General features: G+C 35.2%; 13 protein-coding genes. 6 read left to right on the plus strand and 7 right to left on the minus strand.

The annotated features are described in order from the left end of the window. Positions 1–60 precede the first annotated feature (60 nt). The 4 genes from BFU36_RS06590 to BFU36_RS06605 form a co-directional block, all read right to left on the minus strand. Positions 61–1,176, minus strand: coding sequence for an acyl-CoA dehydrogenase family protein (locus BFU36_RS06590; RefSeq protein WP_069284639.1), 1,116 nt, complete (start codon positions 1,174–1,176; stop codon positions 61–63). A 15-nt stretch (positions 1,177–1,191) separates the two neighbouring features. Further along, the gene (locus BFU36_RS06595; RefSeq protein WP_069282810.1) at positions 1,192–2,841 is read right to left on the minus strand and encodes a long-chain-fatty-acid--CoA ligase; all 1,650 of its coding nucleotides are present in this window, start codon (positions 2,839–2,841) and stop codon (positions 1,192–1,194) included. A gap of 208 nt (positions 2,842–3,049) precedes the next feature. After that, complete coding sequence (locus BFU36_RS06600) at positions 3,050–3,400, minus strand: Zn-ribbon domain-containing OB-fold protein (protein ID WP_069284640.1); 351 nt, start codon at positions 3,398–3,400, stop codon at positions 3,050–3,052. Next, positions 3,400–4,548, minus strand: a complete 1,149-nt coding sequence (locus BFU36_RS06605) for a thiolase family protein (protein ID WP_069282811.1) — start codon at positions 4,546–4,548, stop codon at positions 3,400–3,402. The genes BFU36_RS06600 and BFU36_RS06605 overlap by 1 nt, the downstream gene beginning before the upstream one ends. Positions 4,549–4,646: 98 nt before the next feature. On the opposite strand from BFU36_RS06605, the gene BFU36_RS06610 reads away from it, so the two are divergent. Beyond that, a complete protein-coding gene (locus tag BFU36_RS06610; RefSeq protein WP_069284641.1) occupies positions 4,647–5,090 on the plus strand; it encodes a Fis family transcriptional regulator in 444 nt (147 codons plus the stop codon). On the opposite strand, the gene BFU36_RS06615 is transcribed toward BFU36_RS06610, so the two are convergent. Beyond that, positions 5,082–5,675 carry a TetR/AcrR family transcriptional regulator gene (locus BFU36_RS06615; protein WP_069282812.1) on the minus strand — a complete coding sequence of 198 codons (594 nt, stop codon included), beginning with the start codon at positions 5,673–5,675 and terminating at the stop codon, positions 5,082–5,084. The two genes, BFU36_RS06610 and BFU36_RS06615, sit on opposite strands and share 9 nt — an antisense overlap. 284 nt (positions 5,676–5,959) lie before the next feature. Between BFU36_RS06615 and BFU36_RS06620 the strand changes: the two genes are divergently transcribed. The 3 genes from BFU36_RS06620 to BFU36_RS06630 all read left to right on the plus strand — a co-directional run bounded on the left by BFU36_RS06620 (position 5,960) and on the right by BFU36_RS06630 (position 9,551). Further along, on the plus strand, positions 5,960–7,387 hold the full coding sequence (locus tag BFU36_RS06620) for an MFS transporter (protein ID WP_069282813.1): 1,428 nt from the start codon (positions 5,960–5,962) through the stop codon (positions 7,385–7,387). A gap of 311 nt (positions 7,388–7,698) precedes the next feature. Further along, on the plus strand, positions 7,699–9,087 hold the full coding sequence (locus BFU36_RS06625; RefSeq protein WP_069282814.1) for a 4-hydroxyphenylacetate 3-hydroxylase family protein: 1,389 nt from the start codon (positions 7,699–7,701) through the stop codon (positions 9,085–9,087). Positions 9,088–9,146: 59 nt separating this feature from the next. Beyond that, positions 9,147–9,551, plus strand: coding sequence for an STK_08120 family protein (locus BFU36_RS06630; protein ID WP_069282815.1), 405 nt, complete (start codon positions 9,147–9,149; stop codon positions 9,549–9,551). Between the two features lie 90 nt (positions 9,552–9,641). Here the strand turns inward: BFU36_RS06630 and BFU36_RS06635 are convergent, their stop codons facing one another. Beyond that, entirely contained in the window at positions 9,642–11,039 is a 1,398-nt protein-coding gene (locus tag BFU36_RS06635) for an MFS transporter (RefSeq protein WP_069282816.1), read from the minus strand. A gap of 328 nt (positions 11,040–11,367) precedes the next feature. Continuing rightward, a complete protein-coding gene (locus tag BFU36_RS06640; protein WP_069282817.1) occupies positions 11,368–12,534 on the minus strand; it encodes an alpha/beta hydrolase in 1,167 nt (388 codons plus the stop codon). A 436-nt stretch (positions 12,535–12,970) separates the two neighbouring features. Here BFU36_RS06640 and BFU36_RS06645 point away from each other — a divergent pair, with 436 nt between their 5' ends. Both BFU36_RS06645 and BFU36_RS06650 read left to right on the plus strand, forming a co-directional pair. Then, positions 12,971–14,017 carry a zinc-binding dehydrogenase gene (locus BFU36_RS06645; protein WP_069282818.1) on the plus strand — a complete coding sequence of 349 codons (1,047 nt, stop codon included), beginning with the start codon at positions 12,971–12,973 and terminating at the stop codon, positions 14,015–14,017. A 31-nt stretch (positions 14,018–14,048) separates the two neighbouring features. Next, positions 14,049–14,807 carry an SDR family oxidoreductase gene (locus BFU36_RS06650; protein WP_069282819.1) on the plus strand — a complete coding sequence of 253 codons (759 nt, stop codon included), beginning with the start codon at positions 14,049–14,051 and terminating at the stop codon, positions 14,805–14,807. Positions 14,808–14,880: the final 73 nt, after the last annotated feature.

Below are 14,880 nucleotides of genomic sequence, written 5' to 3' on the forward strand. Positions count from 1 at the left end.
TAGCCCGGGAAATAAAAAACGCGAGGATTGAATACCATGACTATTAAAGGCAGATCTCCATTATCCTTTAGGCATTCCTAATATAACTTCTCCCAATAAGTTACGTAGTATTTCGGAAGTACCTCCAGCTATTGTTATTGATCTAGAAGCTAACAGACCATAAGTAAATTCTGGATTGAAACCAGCTTGTCTCTCCATAATCAGAGCATCAACTCCCATATTGCTCACTGCAATCTCATAAGCCTTCTGTATGCTCTCGGAAGCTACAAGCTTAATTACAGCAGCCTCTGGTCCAACTACATATCCCTTCTTTATTCTTTCTAATAACCTCCTGTAAAAAGATCTTAATGCTACTACATCCTCAGCCAGATTAAACAGCTGTTCATTGGAATATTTCTTTGATACATCTCTTAAAATTCTCTCTACAGCAAATAATATTGTACCAATATTAAATCGTTCATAGTTTAGAGTCGACATCGCTACCTTCCAGCCTTCACCTATTTTTCCCACTAAGTTCTCCTTTGGAACTTTAACGTTATTAAAGTATACTGTATTAAATTCGGATCTTCCGGTTATTTGCCTAATTGGACTAACCTTAATTCCTTCACTTTTCATGTCAACAATTACCATGGTCATTCCCTTATGCCTCTCTGAAGGATCTCCAGTTCGACCTAAAAGTAGGCAATAGTCTGCTATGTGTGCATAACTACTCCATATTTTCTGACCATTCACTAAGAAATGATCCCCCTTATCCTCAATCTTAGTCTTTATCCCAGCTAAATCCGAACCTGCATGAGGTTCAGAAAACCCTTGGCACCATATGTTTTCAGCAGTTAAAATTTTCTTTATGTATTTCTTCTTCTGTTCTTCAGTACCATTAAGTAAAATAGTAGGTCCAACTACTGATACACCTAAACCTAAATTAGCATATGGTAATCCAGCCTTAGCGAATTCTTCTCTTACAATGATTTCCTTTAACGGGTCTTCTCCCCAACCACCATATTCTTTAGGCCAAGAAACGCCTAAATAACCTGCTTCATAAACTTTTCTTTGCCATTCTCTTAAGGCAGTTACAGATGCTGAATCCCCCTTATTTTTAATCTCCTCCGGAACGTTTTTCTCGATCCATTCCCTAACATTATTCCTAAATTTTTCTAATTCCTCCTCATCTCTCATAATTCCCATCTCAAACTATTTTGTAAAGTAATCTTTGTACTTTTCCTTTAAAACCTTTTTATCAAACTTTCCAACGCTAGTTTTAGGAATTTCCTTAACGAAAACTATATCGTCTGGCAATTGCCATTTAGCAAACCTCTGACCTAAATATTTTACTAAATCCTCCTTGGATACTTTACCTTCAAACTCTGGTTTTAATATTACAAAAGCCAAGGGTCTTTCGCCCCACTTTGGATGAGGGACTCCAATCACAGTAGCTTCAGATACTGCTGGATGAGTCATCAAATAATTTTCTAGGTCTACAGTGCTTATCCATTCTCCACCACTTTTTATTACATCCTTAATTCTATCCACTATTTTTATGTATCCCATTTCGTCTACGACGGCTAGATCGCCCGTTTTCCACCACCTATCAACCCCATCACCAATAAAAGACTCTATAGTTCTAGGATCGTTATAATAAGATGCTGTCACCCAAAATCCCCTTACCAAGATCTCTCCAACGGTCTTCCCGTCGTGAGGTACCTCGTTTCCCGTAACGGGATCAACTACTTTCACATCTACGCCAAAGCTAGGTATTCCTTGTTTTCTCAGTAGATCAGTTAATTGTTCATTAGAATACTTTTCTCTCACTTTAGGTTTAACAACACTACCAGTTACAGAAGGAGTTGTTTCTGTAGTACCGTATCCTTGGCCTACTTGTATTCCAAAACTCATTAAGCCTATAACTAGGCTTAAAGGAGGTTCACTACCACCTATTAAAATCCTCGTGTTAGTGAAAACTGGTTTCTTCTCCATTTTCATTAAATAATTTAGAATAGAGTTAAATATTTCAGGAACTCCAGCAGTAACTGTGACCTTCTCGTTTATCATGAGATCTACTAAGTGTCCTACATTTTCTAAAGTGTACCTACCGGGAAAAACTAACTTAGAGCCTACAAGAGTAGCCCCCATGAAGCCTAACCAACCATTTACGTGAAACATGGGGACTAGTTGCATAAATGTATCATCAATTGTTAAATTCCTCGATATTACCAGAGTATTAAGAACTATAGATCTATGAGAATAGAATACTCCTTTAGGGTCACCAGTAGTTCCAGTAGTATAAGCAGAGTAACAAGCAGTCTTTTCATCAAACATAGGTATTTCATAATTACTATTATTTTCATTGATTAGTTCTTCATAGTTATGCACTCGTTGAAGTTTAGTTTCTATCCCTTTAGAAATAATTATGAATTCTTTCACTTTTATGTTGTTGGCTATACTTTCTATGATAGGTAAGAAATTTTCATTTAGTATTATCAAACTCACACCAGAGTGGTTGATGATTTTAGCTAACTGTAATGGATGAAGTCTTGGATTTAATTCTACCATCACAGCTCCTACTGCTGGGATAGAGAAATATAGTTCATAGAATCTATGTGTGTTCCATTCAAGAACACCTATTCTATCACCCACTCTAATTCCTAAAGACTTTAAGGCGTTAGCAAACCTCTTAATTCTATCATAAGCTTGAGAGTAAGTATATCTAAAAACCTTTCCATCCATCTCTCTTGAGACGATCTCTTGCTCTCCATACCACTTAGCTGTGTGAGAAATTATCTGTGTGACATTCATTTGATAGTCGTCCATCATAGTAGATGGAAAACCCTTTATAATTTCCATGGTGAAAGTTATGTTATTTTTGATATTTAAGTTTTTTCTAATCCTTTAAGCAAAAATTTTCAAAATGAGGAAAGCCTAGCACTTTAAGAACGGAAAGCTTTAAAAATTCATTTTTCTAAGGGAAGGAGATCTATGACTCTCTTGATTTCTCCTCAGATGAGGTATGTAATCTCGAATCGATGAGAGTAACCATCATGGCAGGGGGGAGTCAGACCAATCTGAAAAACGGGTACTTCTTACCGTTTACGTTAACGAAGGTTACTTTAACCCTCCTACCTATATCTACTTCATTCTCGTCACCAATTATATTGGAGTAAATCTTGAATCCCTCATCCAGCTCAATTATCCCGTAAATCACCTTTTTATCGTATATTTTTGTCATAGCAAATATCTTACCCATTCCTCTGCTCTCCTTGATTTCAAGATATTTATTACCACACTTAGGGCATATAACTCTGGGATAGTAGAATTTATGACCACATTTTCTACACTCAATAAATGGCAAGATTTCTTTTTCAAAATACTCAAAGTACTTCTTTCTTACCTCTTCATCTTTCATCATTTTTTCTCACCTAAGACTAAAGTAACTGAATGTCTTCTACTCCACCATCCTATCCCGTTAATATATGCAACGTTTACGTCTTTGACTTGATGCCCTTTAGCCATTCCATTCAATTGTAGCAAAGCTTCTTCAAGTATGACTCCACCACTCATATATGCAGGTTGTCCAGTATTTAAGCTACCCCCACCTGTGTTAGTGGGGATATTCCCCTTGAATGTCAGGTCATTTGACTCCACAAAACTGCCAACTTTGCCTTTTTCTACTAGTCCAATATCTTCCATTTGTAACATAACTGTAATTGTAAAAGAATCATATAATTGAAACGTATCCACTTTATCTAAATTGAACGAAGCTCGCTTAGAACTTTCTACAGCGGGAGTATATACAATATCTTCCCATTCAGCCGGAGGTTCCGTCCAATGTGCCTCTCCATAGGCTAATATGTCAATATTTCTCAAGTTCGACTTGCTGGTCTTTTTACTTACAATAAATGCATGAAAACCATCAACTGGATATACAATTTCCAATAAGTGAAGTGGATAAGATACTATCCTTGAGCTTAAGACGTCTTTTACACTTAGAGGACTCCTAAATATAGCCTTTTCGTTATACATTGCATTATACCTTTGCATTACAGAGATTAGGGCTCTTTGTTCATCTGTAGTACCAAATAGTTTATAATGTCTATACGCTACCATTGCATAGTCTGATATAGGAAGCATTTGGTCATAAATTTTGATAAAATCTTCAAACGGAGTATCTATTATATCAGTCTTTGGCGGTCTCACTGTGCCATCTCTAAATTGTGATATTTTCCCCCCTTGAATACATAGTATTGTATCAGCCTCTCCTGCTCTTATTGCTTTGTAAGCCCTATATATCATCGTTAATGCTGAAGGACCACCATATTGAACGTGATCTATATATTTTGGTCTAATTCCGAAGTATTCACTTATCTGATCAGCGGGATTGAAAAAGGTCTTATCTCCATAGAATCCTCCTCTTCCCGCGTTAGCTATAACACCATCAATGTCTTTATATTCCATTCCAGCCATCTCTAAGGCCTCGTCTACCGTCTCTCTTAAGAGATCCATCCCATCTCCCTCATATCTCTTGAAAATCTTGCCAGAAAATCCTACAATCATAAGCTCTTTATCTTTTAAAAGGATTATTAAGCTTTTAAGGGGCTTGCATATTGAATGGAATGAAGGAAAAATTATTTATTAAGAAAATGTCTAATTCTATTATGGAATTGGTATATCCAAGTAAGGAATGGGCTGAAGAATGGTGTAAAAGATTAAACGAAAGTAAAGAATATAATGATGCAGGTAAGGGATGGGTTGCTCCACTCTTATTCGTGGTAACTGACGTCCCTGGTCAAGTGATACAAAGTCTAGGTTTAAATAACGTTAACGCATTAGCTATGAAACTTTATTTAAATAATGGTCAATGTCAAGGTGTTGATTTCTTCACCGATGTATCTAAGGCTGATGCTCCATACATTCTTGAGGGGAGTTATGAAACGTGGAAGAACATTATTTCAGGGAAACTGGAGGTAGTCTCTGCCCTTCTATCCGGTAATATTAGGCTGAAAAAAGGGAGTTTATTCGACTTAGCCAGATATACTAGTGCGTCAGTTATAATGGCTAGGATATCGAACCAAATAAATACTAAATTCTTAGCTTGATTTCGGTTTCAACATATTGGATAAAAGTAAATCTAAGTCATTTAATTGTTTATTTGTTAACCCTTCATTGGTCCATAGAATATATCTTCTACCTAACATTTCGCCTATTCCTATTAAAACGTATGATAATAATTCTGGATCTACACGTACTATTTCTCCTCTATTCATAGCTTCTTGTAAGCCTATTCTATATCTTTCCGAGAGTTTATAGAAATGCCATATATACATTTCTGGTCTATGTACTTGAGCTTCCACAAATATCTTATAATATTTTTTATTTTCATCCATCCATTCAAGAAACTTTCTCATACCTACCTTTTCTATCTCTATTCTATTTTGTAATCCCATAGTGTTAACTTTTAAATAATATCTCATATCTCTATTGAATTTTCTAATTAATTCATCTAGTATATCATGCTTACTCTTGAAGTAAAAATAAAACAGACCATAAGCTACTCCAGCTTTACTAGTTATGTCACTAATACTCGTATTAAGAAAACCCCTTTCTGAAATAAGATCTACAGATGCATTAATTATCTTATTTAAAGTTTCCTTTCCTTTCTCAGTTTTAGGAGACCTATACATGTTGATCGCCTATCTGATTACTGAGTCAATTCTCAAGCTATATAATAGTTTATATCTTATAAATTTTTCTCTAAATCTTAAACTACGTGTTAATTAGTTATTATAGATTCATCCTTGTTATGTGTTTTCTTCACAATTATAAAAAATCTATAGTTAAATAAATTCATCAATATTTACACTACTGAGATTAGGGTCAATATTCAAATAATCAAGTTTATATAACATATAGTGTGACTTGATTATTAAAATTAATTTTTATAAATGATAAGCATAAAGACCGATTTATGAGTAATAAAAATGTGTTAGACGAATATTTAGCAAGAATAGATAGGTTACCTACTTGGGGACTATCATATGCCTTGTTATGGGCAATAGGTTTCAGCTATTTTATAACGTTATATGACGCAGTAGGAAATATTGGTGCCGCATTACCTTATATACCTTTCATTAATGCTTCCCAAGCAGCTTTTGTAGCATCATTAGGACTGTTTGGTTACATCCCTGGCTCTTTAGGACTTGGATACTTAGCCGATAGGATAGGAAGGAGACCCGTTCTAATATTGACCGTTTTGCTTACAGCCATAGGAAGCTTAGGGATGGCTTTAGCCGTAAATTACCCAATGTTGGCGATTTTTAGGTTTATTGAAGGAGCCGGGATTGGTGGAGATTTAAACTTAGCAATGGTTTATGTATCGGAATTCGCGCCAGCTTCCAAGAGGGGAAAGTACGCTAACTGGATATACTTATCGGGTTGGATAGCAGTGGGCGTAGGTGCTACCATTGCTGCACTCTTAGTTACTTCATTTCCCTCAATAGGTTGGAGACTAGCCTTTGGAATTGCAGCTATTATGGCATTTGCTGCATTAGTATTAAGAACTAAAGCCCCAGAGACAGTTAGATTTCTGGTTAAGAAGGGAAGGATAAAGGACGCTGAAAGTATCATTAGAATTATGGAAGAGACAGCGATGAAGAGAGCTAGGTTGCAATCTCTGCCTGAACCTAAGATTATACAATACTCACCAACACCTTCCAATCCTTTCTCGGTTTTAGCTAATAGGGTTTTCCTAAAGCGTCTAGCAGGACTAATAGCTTTTTGGTTCTTCATATATTTTATTCAATATACGTACTCGACACTTTGGGATTACTTCGGTAAATTTGTGGGAATATCTGGACCATTATTTAATGAATTCGTACTACTAACTGGACTATCAGCACTAGGGGACACAGCTATGGCATTCATATTGTTAACCTTTATAGAAAAGGTAGATAGAAGGATGTTAACACAAATAGGATCCTTAGGATGGCTGGTTGGAACTATTGTGGCAGCATTTTTCGTAGCCCATCTAAACCTTATAGGAATGGCTATATCATTAGGTTTAATACTAAATGCGATAGGAGGAGGAATGTCGTATTTAGCAGGTTATCTAATGTCTAGTGAATCCTTCCCTACAGTTGCTAGGTCTACTGGTTTTGCGATAACAGATGGATTAGGGCATTTAGGAGGGGCGATAGGTCCATTATTTCTATTCCCATTGGTAACGTTATACGGACCTATTAGCGCGTGGGCAATTCTTTCCTTCCCTGTAGTTATTGCTGCTATTGCATTATGGTTTACCGTACCTAGGACTGTTGGGGTTAGGTTAGAGGAGATTAACGAAAATCTAATTACACCTACAACACAAAGTGGAATAATAAAAAGTGATAAGCAATAATTTTTTATATAAATTATTTTAATTTTTCATTTCTATCTTCAGCCTTATTTAAATTAAGTAATTCATCTAGCATAAGGTAAATTCATTGCTGACGTCGTAATAAAGGGCTACGACGCAAGAAAGTTAAATAGACATAGTTTTGGCAAATAGCAACTAGAATCGTATTGTTAAGGAAAAAGATTGCTTGTGGATTAATTTAAAATAAACTTAAGGATTTCTAAGCTTATACTTTTTTATGGTTACTTACACCTATTTGTTAAAACCTCATCAATTCCAAAAATTTAATAAACCATCACAACTAATTATTATTTATGAGGACAAAGGAGGACTTTCTGAAGTCTCTAAGAGATGGAAGAAAGGTTTATTATAGAGGTAAGTTAGTCGATGATATAACGCAACATCCAATTTTGAAGATAGCTGCTCTTCATGCTTCTAAATTATACGAATATCCAGATAGACTTTATGAAGATAAGGGGGAGAAAATAAGTAAATACTTTAAAACTCCGAGTAGTTCTCAAGATTTATTAGATAGGCACGCTCTTATATACGACACTACGTTATACTGTAATGGAATTTTTAATATATCTCAAGCAATAGGTAGCGACGCTTTATTTGCCTTAATGATAACCACCAAACAAGTTGATAGAAAATATGGGACAGAATACTATAAGAGGGTAGAAAAGTATTTCGAAAAAGTAAAGAGGGAGGATTTGACACTTGCTACTGCTCAAACTGATGTAAAAGGTGATAGAAGTAAAAGGCCATCAGAGCAAGTAGATCCTGATATGTATGTTAGGGTTTCAGAGGTAAGAAGTGATGGAATAGTTGTTAGAGGTGCTAAGGCTCATACTACACAGTCAGCAGTATCTGATGAGATAATTGTTATAACTACCAGAGCTATGAGGGAAAGTGATAAAGATTATGCTGTAGCCTTTGCAGTACCTGCCAACGCTCCAGGATTAAAAATGTATACTAGACCTATTGATGAGATAGAAGGAAACTCCTCAGCAATATTAAGTAAAAAGGACTATGAACTCGAGACGATAACTGTGTTTGATAACGTGTTCGTGCCATGGGACAGAGTGTTCTTATTTAGAGAGCATGATTATGCGGGGACCTTAGCGATGCTATTTGCCACATTTCATAGATTTACCGCTTTATCCTATAGATCTGCTCTGATCAATCTGTTCTTAGGTTCATCTAGGCTAATGGCTAAGGTTAATGGAATAGAAAATGAAAAACATGTTAGGGATGACATTGTTGATATAATCCTGTACAAGGAAATTTTAAGAAGTAGCGCTATTGCTTCCGCAGTGAAGCCCGTTATGCTTGAGGGTATTGCGTTGCCTAATCCAATATTTACTAATATAGGTAAATTATACTCAAATATGCATTTTCATGATGTTGTTAAAGATTTAATAGATGTATCAGGTGGAATTATAGCTACCTTACCTTCTCAAGAAGATTTTGACAGCGAGGAGGGTAAGAATATTGTTAAGTACTTGAGAGGGGCAGTAGATGGTGAGGAAAGAGTAAAAGTTTTGAAACTTGTAAAAGAATTAGCTTCTAGTCCAGTTACAGGATATCTACTGACTGCTATGGTACATGCTGAGGGCTCAATTGAGGCTAGCAAAATAGAGCTCTTTAGAAGCTATAATTATGATGAGGCTGAGAAATTAGTTAGGAAGATATTAGATTAAACTTTAATTGCTTAGCTTGTTAGAAAAAATTTAAAAAGAAATGTTTACATATTTATTTTATGGAGTTCAATGTTGAAACAGAGCATGAGACTGCAGTTATACTGAAAATCTTTTCTGACCCTTATTTCACCTTATATAAGTTGCTAGGAGCTGAGACAGTAGTAGCTGAAAACAAGGAATTCGAAGCCTCTCTACCATTAGGAGTGCTAAGTATAATCATTAGGGGTAGTGTATATGAGGGCAATAATAGAGTATCTTATAAGTTTTCGACGGTAGGTTTAAGCAGAGGAGAAGGCGGTGAATTGAACATAACAGTTCCTAAAGAGGGAGAGATTAAAGTAATCTTTCAGTATGAGGGAACGATGAAATCTCTAATAAATTTCATGGTTAGAAGGAGAATAGCGAAGAACATTAATAATTTAAATGAGGAGATAAGACTTGAAAGAATAAGGCGAAAAATATGAAACATTTAAATTTATATTTTACCTTGTTACGAATTGTGTATTTCTAGGTTTAAAACAAAAATTGGTATATTAAGACTCAATATTTCTTAATCATTTCTTTATAATAGCTTCATTTACTTCTTCTAACCTGACCTTAACTGTTTTAGGAATAGTAAACCATAGTGAAATAGCAGCAAACGGTAATGGTAATGACAGAATTACCCAGGCATATAATGGTCCAAATGTCGAGATTAGCGGAAATAATAGTAGAGGTCCTACTACACCTCCCAGATGTCCTAATCCATCTGTTATCGCAAAACCAGTAGACCTAGCAACTGTCGGAAAAGATTCGCTTGACATCAGATAACCTGCTAAATACGGCGGATTAAGGATAAATTCAAGTAGGAAATAAGTAATAAACCATATTATTAGCTCTTTATTAAGTATCAAATACGTTGTAAGATAGCTACTTACCACAAAGCCTATTGCTCCAATTTGAGTTAAAAGTCTTCTATCTACCCTTTCAATAAAGCCCAACATTCCAAATGATATAACTGTAGCACCTATGGCTACAAAGCCTAATAGCCTTATATATTCAGTATATTGTAATGGCGTAAGATTTACTACAACTTTAACAAATGTCGGTGCCAATCCAGTAGCGGTATATTGAATGAAGTATAAGAAAAACCAAAATATTGTTAAAGATATTAATCTTTTTAAGAACGTTGGTTGAGTCAATATTTTTATGGCATTAACTTGGGCTTGCTCGTAATTGACTACTTTAAGAGGAGGTAAAGTAGATACTTTAGCTCTCTTCATACTTATTTTTTCCATATCCCTTATAAGATTTTCAGCTCTATCAAACTTCTTTTTTCTGACTAAAACCCTGATGCTCTCTGGAGCCATTATACTAATTATAGTGGTAGAGATAAAACCTAAGGCTGCTGCAAGCCCAAAAGCTATTCTCCATCCAAATGTTGGGGTAAGTGTTACGATGAATGCTACTAGTAGAGTGCCTAGTCCTACAGCTATCCAGCCTGACACAAATATCCAATTTGCGTACTTACCTCTTTTAGAGCTAGGTGAAAACTCTGTGACGTATACCATAGCAAGGTTTAAGCATGCACCAGTCCCTACACCTTCTATCACTCTAAAGACGAATAGTGTTGGATAATTTACTGATAAAGCCATCCCTAAACTTCCTACTGTTAATAGAGCAAATGACGTTAATAAGGCTAGTCTTCTTCCAATCCTATCAGCTACTGCACCTAATCCTATAGATCCTATAATATATCCAGCTAGTCCTACAGACACTATTATTGCAGCTTCCTCCGAGTTTATAAATGGTATATAAGGTAATGCTAACCCTAAATTTGATACAGCATCATAAAGTGTTGCAAAATAGCCAATTCCGATTGCCCATAAAAGGAGATATGGTAGTCCCCACACTGGTAATCTATCTATTCTCGCTAAATATTCATCTAAACTATGCTGATTATCAGAACTCATTAAATATAACTTTATTTCTGTTTTATATAAACATAATTCTTGTTAATAAAGATATTTTCAAGAATTAAGAAGATGATGATTCAATATTTTTGAGAAGAAAGTTATTGATTTCTATTCTATATATAAAGACTATATAAAGTTTAAAAGAAAAGCTCTAGATGCAATATCCTTAATGCTGATTTCAAAATATCTTAACGGCTTCAAGAGTTTCTCATTTCCTTGGCTTTAGAGGTCTCTGGTCAGAGCTTATATCATTAACGTTATTAGCCTTGATACGATTGTAGAATCTATAAAGCCGTGCCATTTATTATCTCTTTAACTATCTCATCTAAACATTATATGCTTTGGAGTAAATCCATGAGAGAACCGGTATGGCAACGTCCCTCTTTGAGTACGTACCGTTATATACATCTAGGTGACCGTATTTATCCAACGTTATTAAATTATATGAGCGTGATGTGGAACCTATTAAAGGATTATTAGTTAACCTACCTATAGAAATACCGAACCTACTAATCACATCTAGAATAGGAATTTTTATATTCGAGTATAGGTTATCAAAGTCGTATTTTGTATAAGGACATTCCTCCCAATCTAGCATAGCTTGAGTCTCAAGGTAAATTCTTGATGGCCAATATCTATCGAAAGTTGCCATAGTGTGAATTAGAACTTTAGGATCGTTAAAACCTTCATAGACGTTCGTTAGCATTCCAGGTCCCCATGCGATATAAAGAATAAATGTAGCCCATTCCAGAATATTATTCCATTTTTCTCCAGTAATGGGATTTATCGGAGGACTTAAAGCTTCTCCAGTAAGCGGATTTATCGGATTAGCTAGAGGATTTTCGTCTATATACTTAAACAAGAATAATGCTCCTTTTCCTCCTCCAACCTCCATAACCCAACTCTTTTTTCTCCTCATTTCTTCAAGAAGTTCATTAAAATTAAGGGAATTTGAAGGCTGTCTTATAACTGGTCCCCCATCTAATAAGATTAGACCATTAAGATCATCTTGAAATTGTGTAGCATAGTTTATGCTCGCTAGCCCTCCAAAACTTTCACCCACTAAAAATATTTTCTGATTAGATGAGATATCTTTAACGAAGTCTACAACTTCTTTTATATCGTTTATCCATTGTTCCCATCCCCAGTTTATCATAAATTCTAGTTCACTTGAGTCTTTTTCAATTGGAACAAAATGAGTACGATAGTCCATAAGATATACATCGATACATCGATTTGCCCAAAAGAAGGGTTCATCAACATTTTCATTTCTACTCCATCTGTCCTCATTGGAGGAAAGTTGCTCTCCACTGCTCCATGTACCGGGTAAAACCAGTATAGCTGAGACTAGTTTGCTACAGTTCTCGTTTACTAGTCTATGTACTCCGATTTTATTGTACTCTCCTACTGGCGGTGTTTTAGCCTCTTTAGACCAGAATGTATGTTTTATATGTGGGAAGTCTTTACTCATATACTCTTTTAATATTTTCATTTTTACACTATTTCATGTTTGGTGCTAAGGTATTTATAGCTTATTGGATTTAAGGAAAATAAAATTGGACTTAAATTTCATGAAATGATTTTTAAAGTAAGAACTCGATTGAGTTCTGACTCTAGTATCAATTTTTTGAAAATTATTTAAAATTATAGAGGCTCTGACCATCAAAGTTGACTAATATGCTTATACCATTATTGTCATTCATTTATTATATTATTAGATTTAAATAATAATATATATCATACTAACATAGTAAAGTCAAAGTAAACTAACTAGAATTAGATATAATAAACTTTTCGCTTATAGGCATGTTTGATTGCAAAGTCATATATGATTAAATCCTTACTAAATGGAAAAATAATTACGATCTCTTTATACGATTGTCCCTTTAAATAAAGTTTAATAAGAATCAAAATGAATTAAAATTCACATGAGAGCTGCAGTTTTTAGGGGAGTTAATAAACCCTTAGACCTAACTGAAGTTTCAGATCCAAAACCAAAGGGTGACGAAATATTAGTGAAAGTAGCATCGACTGGAATTTGTCATAGTGATTTACACTTAATTGATGGAGAGCTAGTTGGTCCTCTTCCGAATGGGTTTATCATAGGTCATGAAATATCCGGTTGGGTAGAGGAATTAGGAAGTGATGTTAAGAATCCTTATGGATTAAAAAAGGGAGATCCAGTATTAGTCTCATGGATAGTACCTTGCGGAGTTTGCAGAAATTGTGCGAGTGGTAAAGAAAACTACTGTAAGAATGTAGCAAGTAAGTTAGTAGGAATTTTAGGAATCAATGGAGGACATGCTGAATACGTTTCAGTCCCTGAAATAGCTGTAATACCTTTAGCTAAAAATTTAGATCCTTATATTTCATCTCCAATAGCGTGTGCATATGGTACTGCGTATAATGCATTAAAAAGTGCTAAATCGACCAGCGGGAATAGTTTAGTGATCATAGGTGTAGGTGGCGTAGGTTCAGCTGCATTACAATTGGCTAATGCGATGGGGCTTTATCCCATCATAGCTGTTGATATCAATGAAAATAAACTTGAAAAAGCTAAGGAACTGGGAGCTACTTACGTTATTAATCCGTTAAATGAGGATACTAGATCTAAAATTATAGAAGTGTTAGGCGGTGGGGCTGATATTGTGTATGAGACTAAGCCAAATCCGGACTTGAGGTTATCCCTAGAAGTAGTTAAAGCTGGTGGGAGTATAGTTGTTACAGGATTAGGCGGTTTCACTCATTTAGCTCAAATACCTATAACTTATGTAGTATCCAATGGAATAAATATCATAGGAAGTTTAGGTTACAGACCTAGAATTGATCTACCAGAAATAGTCTCTCTAGCCTCCTCGGGTAAAATAGATATAAGGAAGTTGATATCGCATGTATATTATCCTGAACACATAAACGAAGCCTATGAGAATTTAAGGAAAGGTCTGCATATTAGAGCTGTTGTTAAGTGGAACTAAACTTTATTTGCTATGAAGTTCAATATTTTTTATGTATTCCTTAAAAGATAAGGTAGTTGTTGTAACTGGTTCTGGCAGAGGTATCGGTAGGGCTATTGCTGTAAGACTTGCTAAGGAAGGTAGCTTGTTAGTTGTTAATGCTAAGAAGAGGATTGAAGAAATGAATGAGACAATAAATATTATAAAGAGCGTAGGTGGAGAAGCTATTGGTGTGTTAGCAGATGTTTCAACTAGAGAGGGTTGTGAGACACTGCTTAAGGCTACGCTAGAAAGATATGGAGTTGTTGATGTTTTAGTGAATAATGCTGGTTTAGGATTGTACTCTCCGTTCATTAACGTTGACGATAAACTTTTAGATAAACATATTTCGACCGACTTCAAGTCAGTAGTCTATTGCTCACAAGTCTTCGCTAAAGAAATGAGAGAAAATGGGGCAATACTTAACATGGCTTCAGTTGCTGGAGTTTCACCTGCATACGGTTTATCAATATATGGTGCAATGAAGGCAGCTGTAATAGCGCTAACTAAATACTTAGCTTTAGAGTTATCCCCTAAAATAAGGGTAAACGCTATTGCTCCAGGCTTTGTGAAAACTAAGTTAGGAGAAAGTATGTTTCAGTTGCTTGGAATGACAGAGAAAGAGTTTGCACAAAAATTCACTCTTATGGGCAAAATCTTAGATCCAGAGGAGGTTGCCGAATTCGTTACAGCAGTTCTCAAGATAGAATCGTTAACTGGTCAAGTGTTTGTGTTAGATTCGGGGGAAGCAATTAAGGGAGGGATTAAATAATTTTTTCCTCTTAAAATTAATTAATATGTATTATATCATGTTCTAAGTTTTATAGGCAAAATTTAAATACAAA

The sequence above is a fragment of the Sulfolobus sp. A20 genome (assembly GCF_001719125.1).
Taxonomy (GTDB): Archaea; Thermoproteota; Thermoprotei_A; order Sulfolobales; family Sulfolobaceae; genus Saccharolobus.

Coding starts and splice junctions, on each gene's coding strand:
- BFU36_RS06635 (WP_069282816.1), bottom strand. CDS start 11,039: ATGAGTTCTGATAATCAGCATAGTTTAGATGAATATTTAGCGAGAATA.
- BFU36_RS06650 (WP_069282819.1), top strand. CDS start 14,049: ATGTATTCCTTAAAAGATAAGGTAGTTGTTGTAACTGGTTCTGGCAGA.
- BFU36_RS06630 (WP_069282815.1), top strand. CDS start 9,147: ATGGAGTTCAATGTTGAAACAGAGCATGAGACTGCAGTTATACTGAAA.
- BFU36_RS06620 (WP_069282813.1), top strand. CDS start 5,960: ATGAGTAATAAAAATGTGTTAGACGAATATTTAGCAAGAATAGATAGG.
- BFU36_RS06625 (WP_069282814.1), top strand. CDS start 7,699: ATGAGGACAAAGGAGGACTTTCTGAAGTCTCTAAGAGATGGAAGAAAG.
- BFU36_RS06645 (WP_069282818.1), top strand. CDS start 12,971: ATGAGAGCTGCAGTTTTTAGGGGAGTTAATAAACCCTTAGACCTAACT.
- BFU36_RS06595 (WP_069282810.1), bottom strand. CDS start 2,841: ATGGAAATTATAAAGGGTTTTCCATCTACTATGATGGACGACTATCAA.
- BFU36_RS06615 (WP_069282812.1), bottom strand. CDS start 5,675: ATGTATAGGTCTCCTAAAACTGAGAAAGGAAAGGAAACTTTAAATAAG.
- BFU36_RS06605 (WP_069282811.1), bottom strand. CDS start 4,548: ATGATTGTAGGATTTTCTGGCAAGATTTTCAAGAGATATGAGGGAGAT.
- BFU36_RS06600 (WP_069284640.1), bottom strand. CDS start 3,400: ATGAAAGATGAAGAGGTAAGAAAGAAGTACTTTGAGTATTTTGAAAAA.
- BFU36_RS06590 (WP_069284639.1), bottom strand. CDS start 1,176: ATGAGAGATGAGGAGGAATTAGAAAAATTTAGGAATAATGTTAGGGAA.
- BFU36_RS06640 (WP_069282817.1), bottom strand. CDS start 12,534: ATGAAAATATTAAAAGAGTATATGAGTAAAGACTTCCCACATATAAAA.